Origin of the sequence: Streptomyces sp. NPDC101152 (assembly GCF_044768275.1) — a bacterium.
Taxonomy (GTDB): Bacteria; Actinomycetota; Actinomycetes; order Streptomycetales; family Streptomycetaceae; genus Streptomyces.
In genome coordinates, this window is the sequence record NZ_JBIWPO010000087.1 from 1 (window position 1) to 8,693 (window position 8,693).

The 8,693-nt window shown below is 71.1% G+C and carries 9 protein-coding genes; 2 read left to right on the plus strand and 7 right to left on the minus strand.

The window, feature by feature from the left end:
- Positions 1–857: 857 nt before the first annotated feature.
- Together ACIRVK_RS43470 and ACIRVK_RS43475 are read right to left on the minus strand one after the other, a co-directional pair.
- The gene (locus ACIRVK_RS43470; RefSeq protein WP_404257382.1) at positions 858–1,472 is read right to left on the minus strand and encodes a DedA family protein; all 615 of its coding nucleotides are present in this window, start codon (positions 1,470–1,472) and stop codon (positions 858–860) included.
- Complete coding sequence (locus ACIRVK_RS43475; RefSeq protein ID WP_404257384.1) at positions 1,469–2,194, minus strand: class I SAM-dependent methyltransferase; 726 nt, start codon at positions 2,192–2,194, stop codon at positions 1,469–1,471. The genes ACIRVK_RS43470 and ACIRVK_RS43475 overlap by 4 nt, the downstream gene beginning before the upstream one ends.
- Positions 2,195–2,326: 132 nt before the next feature.
- On the opposite strand from ACIRVK_RS43475, the gene ACIRVK_RS43480 reads away from it, so the two are divergent.
- A complete protein-coding gene (locus tag ACIRVK_RS43480) occupies positions 2,327–3,490 on the plus strand; it encodes a sensor histidine kinase (RefSeq protein WP_404257386.1) in 1,164 nt (387 codons plus the stop codon).
- A complete protein-coding gene (locus ACIRVK_RS43485) occupies positions 3,487–4,137 on the plus strand; it encodes a response regulator (protein WP_404257388.1) in 651 nt (216 codons plus the stop codon). Before ACIRVK_RS43480 ends, ACIRVK_RS43485 begins: the two co-directional genes overlap by 4 nt.
- A 122-nt stretch (positions 4,138–4,259) precedes the next feature.
- On the opposite strand, the gene ACIRVK_RS43490 is transcribed toward ACIRVK_RS43485, so the two are convergent.
- The 5 genes from ACIRVK_RS43490 to ACIRVK_RS43510 form a co-directional block, all read right to left on the minus strand.
- Entirely contained in the window at positions 4,260–4,844 is a 585-nt protein-coding gene (locus tag ACIRVK_RS43490) for a DUF6262 family protein (RefSeq protein ID WP_404257390.1), read from the minus strand.
- A complete protein-coding gene (locus tag ACIRVK_RS43495; RefSeq protein ID WP_404257392.1) occupies positions 4,841–5,083 on the minus strand; it encodes a transposase in 243 nt (80 codons plus the stop codon). Before ACIRVK_RS43495 ends, ACIRVK_RS43490 begins: the two co-directional genes overlap by 4 nt.
- Positions 5,084–5,164: 81 nt before the next feature.
- On the minus strand, positions 5,165–6,652 hold the full coding sequence (locus ACIRVK_RS43500) for a DEAD/DEAH box helicase (protein WP_404257394.1): 1,488 nt from the start codon (positions 6,650–6,652) through the stop codon (positions 5,165–5,167).
- 179 nt (positions 6,653–6,831) lie between these two features.
- Positions 6,832–7,035 (minus strand): cold-shock protein, encoded by a 204-nt coding sequence (locus ACIRVK_RS43505; RefSeq protein WP_133044118.1) that lies wholly within the window; start codon positions 7,033–7,035, stop codon positions 6,832–6,834.
- 235 nt (positions 7,036–7,270) lie between these two features.
- Positions 7,271–7,723 carry a DUF5994 family protein gene (locus ACIRVK_RS43510; RefSeq protein ID WP_404257397.1) on the minus strand — a complete coding sequence of 151 codons (453 nt, stop codon included), beginning with the start codon at positions 7,721–7,723 and terminating at the stop codon, positions 7,271–7,273.
- Positions 7,724–8,693 lie beyond the last annotated feature (970 nt).

Genomic DNA, 8,693 nt, shown 5'->3' on the forward strand with positions numbered 1-8,693 from the left:
CGCTTGGCGCCCACGGGACCCCCACCACGAGCACCAGGACATTGCACCGCTCTGCAGGAAGACATGGCCTGCCGGGCTGAAACAAGATGTCAACGGCCCCAGTACTCGAACAGATCCGAAGGAGCCGAAGCTTCGCGGACCTGCTGCTACAAGGGGATTAGGTTGGTGGCCAGGTACCAGGTGGCCTTCTCCGGCAGGCTGGCTGGGTCGGTGGTGGCCACGACCAGTCGGCAGGGCGAATGGGCGCCGTAGCCGCCCAGGCGGGCATCGGCGGCCCACCAGGTCTCGGTGTGCCCGTCGCGGTATTGAGGCTAGCCTCCATCGCCGTCGGCGGCGACGCCCGGCCCAACGGCAACCAGGTCTTCTCCAACTCCGAGCGCTTCAACTCCTGGGCCCAGCGCGGCGCTATCTTCAAGCGCGCACCGCACCAGGCCGGTGCCGAGCTCTTCCTGAGCTGGCTCGACTCCCAGGCCGTCCAGAAGAACGCCATCGCCACCTGGACCTGGTCCGTCCGCAAGGACGACGCCCTGCCGACGGGCCTGAAGGCTCCGGCCTCGTACAACAACACCGATCCCGACGCCTTCGCAAAATTCATGAGCGACCGCGGCGCCGTCGAGCTGGGCGACCTTGGTGGATGTGAGTCGTTCCAGCAGCGTGTCGCCCCGTCGTCGCGGATGCTTTCTCTGTCAAGTCCAGCGTGTATAGCTGGCGGCCCGCCGTCGGTGCCCTGCGCCCGCTGCGCGACCCGGACGCGCACGGGCTGGACGAGGACGACGACGGCGGGCCAGCCTGAGCGTCCAGTACACCTGGTGATCAGCGGATTCTGCAGTTGCGGGCCGACCGGCACGCGTGGACGGTCAGGCCGCTCCTTCCTTCTGGTGCGGTCTGCTTCGCCGCACTGCGAGCACGGCTGCGGTCGCGGTCAGGACGAGTACGGCCGCGGCGGGGCCCGCCAGGGTGAGCACGTGCTGGAGGGAGGAGGCGGCTGCGTATCCGGCGGATGCCTCTGCGGTTGCCCAGACGCAGGCCGCGGTGACGCTGTACGGCGCGATGCGGTGGTAGGGCAGATGGGCGGCGCCCGCGCAGTGGGGGGCAAGGGTGCGGACCACGGGGATGAATCGGGCCAGGAAGACGGCGCGGCCGCCGTGGCGGGCCATCAGCGTCTCCGCCCGTGTCCAGAGGGCAGGCGGGATGCGGCGGCCCGCCGGGCCGGTGCGCAGTCGGTCGGCGAGGAAGCGGCCGGTGCGGTGGGCGAGGAAGTCTCCGGCCACGACGGCGCCGGCCGCCACGGGGATGATCAGGGGCAGGCTGATGTGCCCGGTCCGGGCGAGTGCGCCTGCGGTGAGGAGCAGGGTCAGTGTGGGGATGAACGCGCCCACCAGCAGGACCGATTCGGCGAGCACCGCGGTGGCCACGATCGCGTAGACCGCGATCGCCGGGAGGTGGCTGAGGATGTCGGAGACCGCGTTCACGGCCGTGCCCCGGCGAGAGGCTGCTCGGAGGGTTCCGCGGACACGAGGGGGCGGCGCAGGTGCCAGACGTGGGCGGGGGGCAGGTTGGCCCAGACCGTCCAGCGGCCGGTGGCGTAGGCGCGCTGGTAGGCGGCCATGACCTCGTCCACCGCGGCGTGACGGCGTGCTTCGGCCCGGGAGGCGGTCAGGGCGCGTGCCCTGCGGGTGCCGACGTAGGCGAAGTAGGTGAGTGTGCCGCCAGGATGCAGCAGGTCCATGTAGCGGGCCATGATCCGCTCGACCTGGGCGGGGGCGAAGTTGGTCAAGGGCAGGCCGGAGACGATGACGTCGTAGCGCTGATCGGTCTCCAGCTCCTCGACGAACGTCTCGTGCACGCTCACCCGTCCCGGCGCATGCACCAGGTCCGGGTGCGCGGCTATGAGGCGGTGCAACTGGGCGGCGAAGCGGGGGTTGGCCTCCACGATGTCCAGGCAGCTGCCCCGGGAGAGTTGGGGTATCAGGGCCCGGGTGATGGGGCCGGTGCCGGCGCCGGCTTCCAGGACGGCCAGCGGACGGGACGCCTGGGCCCGCACGGGGTCGGTCAGGGCGCGGGCGAGGGCTTTGCCGCTGGGTGTGATCGCGCCGGTGGTGCGCAGATCACGGGCTGCTTCGATCAGGAACATCCAGCCGTCGGCTTCGCGCTGCGCCAGAACGCGTTGGTGGGAGGTGGTCCAGTCATCCATGCATATGACGCTAGGAATCGCCGCCCGGCGGCGGATCCGCCGTTCTTCGACGGCGTCCCCCGACGAAAGTAGGGGGTGGGCGTCGCCGATCGTCGAGGGGCGGCCGGTGGGTGCCCGCCTAGGATTCTGACGGTGAACAGCAGCAAGATCCAGGCGAAGGTGGTGGCCGTCGGGCGCGGCGCGGTCGTGACGTTCTTCGCCGGCGTCGCCGCAGTGAACGGCGCGCAGTTGGTCAGCAATGGCCGGTATGTGGTTCCCATCGGTGCCTCGGCCGTGGCGTGCGCGGTGGTGCTGCTCGTGCCGCGACTGCGCTGGCCCGTCGCGCCCATCGTGGTCACCGCGGTCACCGCGTGGTGGGGGTGGATCGGCACGCTGCTGATGGCTGTCGTCCTGTACGACCTGGCCGCAGCCCGCCGGACGAAGGCGGCGGTCCTGTGCGTCGCCGCCGCGCTGGGCGCCAACCTCCTCGGCTATCCGCCCACCCGGCTGTGGCACCAGCAGGACTACGTCACCGCGCTGTTCCTCTGGGCCTTCGCGTATGTCGTCGGCATGTGGATCGGCAGCCGCCGCCGTCTGGTGCGGGCGCTGGCCGCCGATGTGGAGCACCTGCGCGTCGAGGCCCAACTGCGCGAGGAGACCGCGCGGGTCACGGAGCGGTCCCGGATCGCGGCGGAGATGCACGACGTCCTCGCCCACCGGCTCAGCCTGATCGCCCTGCACACCGGCGTGCTGGCCACCCGCAGCGACACCCTGCCCGGACCGGTCGCCGAACGACTGGCCCTGCTGCGGGGCGCCTCCACGGAAGCGCTCGCCGACCTGCGGGACGTGCTCGGTGTACTGCGTGCTCCCGGCGCCGCACCGAACGGTGCCGGCGTGGTGCCCGCGCCGGTTCCCCAAGACGTCCGGCAGCTGGTGGACCACGCCCGCGCCGCCTCCCAGCCCATCGCCATGACGATCCACGGCCGGCCGGAGGACGCGCCCACCACCCACCGCCTGGCCGTGTACCGCATCGCGCAGGAAGCCCTGACCAACGCCCGCAAGCACGCCGACGGCGCCCCCGTGACCATGACGATCGACTACCGGGCACCGGCCACCCTGGTGGAGGTCACCAACCCCGCCGGTCCCCCCGGACAGGCGGCCGCCGTCAGCTCCGGCTACGGCCTCGTCGGCCTGCGCGAACGCGTCAGCGCCATCGGCGGCCATTTGACCGTGGGACCGGCCGGCGGGGGCTCCTGGCGCCTGGCCGCCCGCATCCCCCACCCGGCCGGCACGGAAGAGAACGGAACTCCCGCATGATCCGCGCAATGATCGTCGATGACGACGCCCTGGTCCGCCTCGGCCTGGCCGACCTCCTCGACAGCGACCCGGAGATCGACCTCGTCGCCCAGGCAGCCGACGGCCTCCAGGCGATCGAGCAGGCCGGCGCCCACCGCGTCGATGTCGCCCTGGTCGACGTGCGCATGCCCCGCATGGACGGCATCACCGCCACCGCCCGGCTGAGGGCGCTGCCTCACCCGCCGAAGGTCATCACCCTGACCACCTTCGACCTCGACCAGTACGTCTACGACGCCCTCGGCGCCGGAGCCGACGGCTTCCTCCTCAAGGACACCGACCCGGCCGAGATCCTGCGCGCCGTCCACCTGGTCGCGGCCGGCTCTGCGATGCTCCACCCCACAGCGGCCCGCCGCCTCATCGACCGCTACCACGCCACCACCCGGCCCCAGGCTGCCCAGGCCCAGGCCCGTATCGACCGGCTCACCCCCCGCGAACGCGACGTACTCGCCCTCCTCGCCCACGGCGAGACCAATGCCGAGATCGCCGCCCGCCTCACCATGCGCGAGAGCACCGTCAAAGCCCACGTCAGCCGCATCCTGACCGCACTGGACGTCAGCAACCGCGTCCAAGCCGCCCTCGTGGCCCGCGACGCAGACCTCACCACATGAGTCGGCCACAACGGCGAAGCCAGCCCCCAGGAAAGCCTGACTCGATGGCCGTCTGACGATCACCGAGCTGGCCGCCCGCGTGCAGCGGCGTCTCGCCCTGCCACCGCCGACTGCGCGACCTCCTACGGCCTCACTCCTGTCCATGGAGCCTCCGCGGCTGTCGTAGCGCACGTCGAGGGCGGTCTGGTCATTCGCGGTCGTTCAACGATCGGGTCAGCTGCCGGTTGGCAGCCCGTGCAGCCTCCAGTTCGGCCTTCGTCCAGCGACGCTCGCAGATCGACGGATTGCTGTTCCAGGCGGGTGATCGTCCGCTGGAGTTCCTCAACATCGCTGGCAGCGCAGAGGCCCGACTCACGCCAGAGCTGTTCCCCGATCGCGGCGGACAGCCGCTTCTCCAGCTGTTGGACGCGGGTGACGAGCCGGGCGTTGCGTGCCTGCGCGTTGGCGAGATCCGCCTGGAGCGAGGCGCGGCTGACGGGAGCAGCACCGGAGGCGGCGTACGTGGCGGGCTCGCGTTCGGCGGTGTGGACCAAGGCGAGCAAATCGCGGTGGCGGTAGAGGAAGGTGCGGTCCACGCCGGCCTGCCGGGCGATGCCGGAAACGGTGATGGGAGAGCCGTTACGGGCCGCCGCCGTGAGAGCGTTGGCCACCCGCTGGCGTCGGCGGTCGGTGCCGGCATATCGGCCGTCGTTCATTGCGGTCGTCACGGGGCGGTCCTCGGTGGTCGGACGTCGGGCAGGGGCTGGCCGACGCGGGGCATGCCGAGCAGAACGGTACGGCTGCGGCGTACGAGGCTGACGGCCTGCTCGATCTGGGCGCGGTCCTCGGACGTGAGGTCGTCGAGGTCGGACTTCACGCGCTGGATGAGGCGCCGGACCCGTCGGATTTCCTCTTCCGCGGGCATGGCCTGGGCTCGTGCCCAGTCGTCGGCCTCGAACGCGGACATCAGGCCGGTAGGGGCGGATTCTCTGAGCGCGACGGCTTTGCGCGGGCAGCCCGTGGCCACCGGCGACCCACCGGCGACCTGTCATACTGCGCGGCGCTTCCCCGCGGACCAGCCGCGGGCGGTGCGCCCCCGTCGGCTCCGGGCCGCGGCCGACCCGCCGGACGCGGCCCGGCGAGGAGGCTCCGCGGCCGGCGCGGTGACGACGACCGGGACGCCGGACGGGGCCTTGGCGCCGGTGATGCGGCTCAGTTCCGCCTCTCCCGAGCGCACCGCGGTGATCGTCGGGTTGATGCCGGCCGAGGCCATCAGCCGGTCCATGTCACGGCGTTGGCCGGGAGTCACCAGGGTGACGACGCTGCCGGACGCGCCGGCGCGGGCCGTGCGGCCGCCGCGGTGCAGGTAGTCCTTGTGGTCGCCGGGCGGATCCACGTTGACGACCAGGTCGAGGTCGTCGATATGGATGCCGCGCGCCGCGACATTGGTCGCCACCAGCGCCGTCACCTGCCCGCTCTTGAACTGCGCGAGGGTCCGGGTGCGCTGCGGCTGGGACCTGCCGCCGTGCAGGGCGGCGGCGCGGACACCGCTGCCGAGGAGGTGCTTGGTCAGCCGGTCCACGGCGTGCTTGGTGTCCAGGAACATGATCACCTGGCCGTCCCGCGCCGCGATCTCGGTCGTCGTGCGGTGCTTGTCCGCCTCGTGCACATGAAGGACGTGGTGCTCCATCGTGGTGACGGCACCCGCCGACGGGTCGACGGAGTGGACCACCGGGTCGGTCAGGTAGCGACGGACCAGCAGGTCGACGTTGCGGTCCAGGGTGGCCGAGAACAGCATCCGCTGCCCTCCGGGACGCACCTGGTCGAGCAGGGCGGTGACCTGGGGCATGAACCCCATGTCGGCCATCTGGTCCGCCTCGTCCAGGACCGTGACGGCGACGTCGCGCAGTCGGCAGTCGCCGCGGTCGATGAGGTCTTTGAGCCGACCCGGCGTCGCGACGACGATCTCGGCCCCGGCCCGCAGCGCGTTCGCCTGCCTGCCGATCGACATACCGCCGACCACGGTGGCCAGCCGCAGCCGCACGGCGCGGGCGTACGGGGTGAGCGCGTCGGTGACCTGCTGGGCGAGTTCGCGGGTGGGTACCAGGATCAGGGCGAGCGGCTGCCGCGGTTCGGCCCGGCGGCCCGCCGTTCGGGCCAGCACGGGGAGGCCGAAGGCAAGGGTCTTGCCGGAACCCGTACGGCCACGACCGAGAACGTCGCGGCCGGCCAGGGAGTTCGGCAGGGTGGCCGCCTGGATCGGGAACGGCACGCTCACGCCTTCGTGGCCGAGCGCGGCCAACAGCGGTGCCGGCATGGCGAGTTCGGCGAACGACTCGACGGCAGGCAGTGCGGGCTCGATCGTCTCGGGCAGCGTGAACTCGCCGCGGGGCGCGGCCTGTCGGCGGTCCGGGCCCTTGGGGCGGCGCCGGGCGCCGGAGCGGTTCGCGGTGGAGCCCTCGAATCGGTCGTAGGGGCGGGTGGCGAGCGTGGTTCGCTGGGTGCGTTGAGCGCGGGAAACGCGTGTTCTGTTCATGTGGAATCTTCCTCGATGCGGGCGCGTATCAAGGAATTCCCGCAGCATGATGAACAGCGCAGAGAATCGCGAGAACGAGCCGGAAAAAGACAGGGGTGAATCCCCCTGAAAATGAAGCGAGCTGGGGCCCGCACCCCAAGGTGCGGGCCCCAGCTGCGAAGTACGCGTAGGCGCCGTGGTCAGGCCGGAACGATGTTCTCGGCGGTCGGGCCCTTCTGGCCCTGGCCGATGTCGAACGACACCTTCTGGCCTTCCTGCAGCTCGCGGAAGCCCTGGGTGGCGATGTTCGAGTAGTGGGCGAAGACGTCGGCGCCGCCGCCGTCCTGCGCGATGAAGCCGAAGCCCTTTTCGGCGTTGAACCACTTCACAGTGCCGGTAGCCATGTCATTTCCCCTTCGGAAACGGTGCCGGAGTTCGCCCTGTGCGTCCTCCGTGTCGCCGTGATGATCAGCCCGCCGGAAAAATGAACCTTTTGGCAACCACAACTGCAACCTGTCTCAACAGTAGCACGGCGCACGGTCACTACCGCGAAAATAATTCTGCTCCGCCGGATGGAGGGGGGAATATTCCTGCTCCCGTACCTGATTCTCTCTTCGCGCCGACAGATATTTGCCCCCATCAGCGGGCCAGGAGCGCGCTCGCGCCGAGGTGGAGTGTGGGGTCGGCCGCGGCGCTCATCAGTCGGAAGGCTTCGTCGGCGGGCTCCTGGGGCAGGACGACGAGGAGCACCCAGCGTCCCACGGTCTCGCAGTCCAGGGTGATGACGTGCTCCTCGCCCGCGGACCGGGCCGGTTCCACGGTGATCACTCGGCCGGGGGCCATCACCGTGTGCGGTGCGTCGGGCCACTGAGCGGCGTCCACGGTGACTCCCACCGTGGTGTACCGGCCCGGCTCCAACGCGGTGACGAGCGAGGGCAGTTCCAGTTCGAGCGCGTCGCAGCGCGGCCACCAGGCCCCGTCCAGCGGGCCGTGGCTGACTGCCGGGGTGAGGGCCAGACGGGGCAGGGGCATGCGGTAGGTGTGCCCGCCGTCCGCGGGCAGGTCTTCGGCAGGTGTTCTACTGGGTTCCATCGTGCGGTCCCGTCCGGGAGCCGAGGACGGCTGCCCGCGTGGTCACTCGCCGGGAACGGCACCGCCCGTCGCGTTGCGCGAAAAGCCCTCGGTACGGCTCAGACTACGCCTGGACGGGGAGCAGCGGTTCGAGGAGCTGCGCCCGGGCCGATCAGGCCGGTGCGGCTTCTCACTTGGGTGTCACGGGGTGACGGGGAGTGTAAATCTAACGGCCCTGTCTCGCGGGGGGTGACCGAATCCCCCCGCCACGCAGTCCTCCGGCGAAGAGATGCAACTACGGGTGCTGTTTGCTGCCGAGCCTGCGGCTGAGTCGTGCTGACACCGTCCGGGCCGTCGAAGCCGGCCCGGGACAACGCTGCTCCGATCCGGCTGCGGACTTCGGCAGTGGTGGGGCGCGAGCGGGCACGGCGGCTCGTGCTCCCAGCTCCGCAGAATGGTCGTTGGCATCGGCCTCCTCGGCCCGTACGGAGGGGTGCACCTCGACGAGGTTCCGGATGGATGGCCATGGCGGTCACCCGGTGCCCGCGGGCGACGAGTTCGGCGACGAGGGAACGGCCGACGTTGCCGGTCGCCCCTACCACCGCGACGTTCAACCACCGGTCGGCTCCTCGCTCGGACGGAATCACGGATTCTCTCGCCTTCTCTCGGGGGCCCGTGGCGGGAAGTGATCGCGCGAAGGAGCGCCGAACCGCGTGGGTACTTCCGCACCTCGGTCGTCCGGATCAACCTAGGACCGGGCCGAGGCCGTCCGGTGGCCCTTCTTCCAGCGACCGGAAACGCTGCTCGTGGAACAACCTCTTCAGAGGCCCTGAAGCAGGCACCGTTCGGCGCGTCACGCCTCCGGGAACTGGCACCACAACCGCGCGGCCCCCCCCCCGGTCACCCCACGGGGGGGGGGCGCGCGGGTGTGGGGCGGGGTAAGCCGCGGGGGTGGACGGGGTCGGGGTATCCGGGCCCCCGGTGGGTGAAG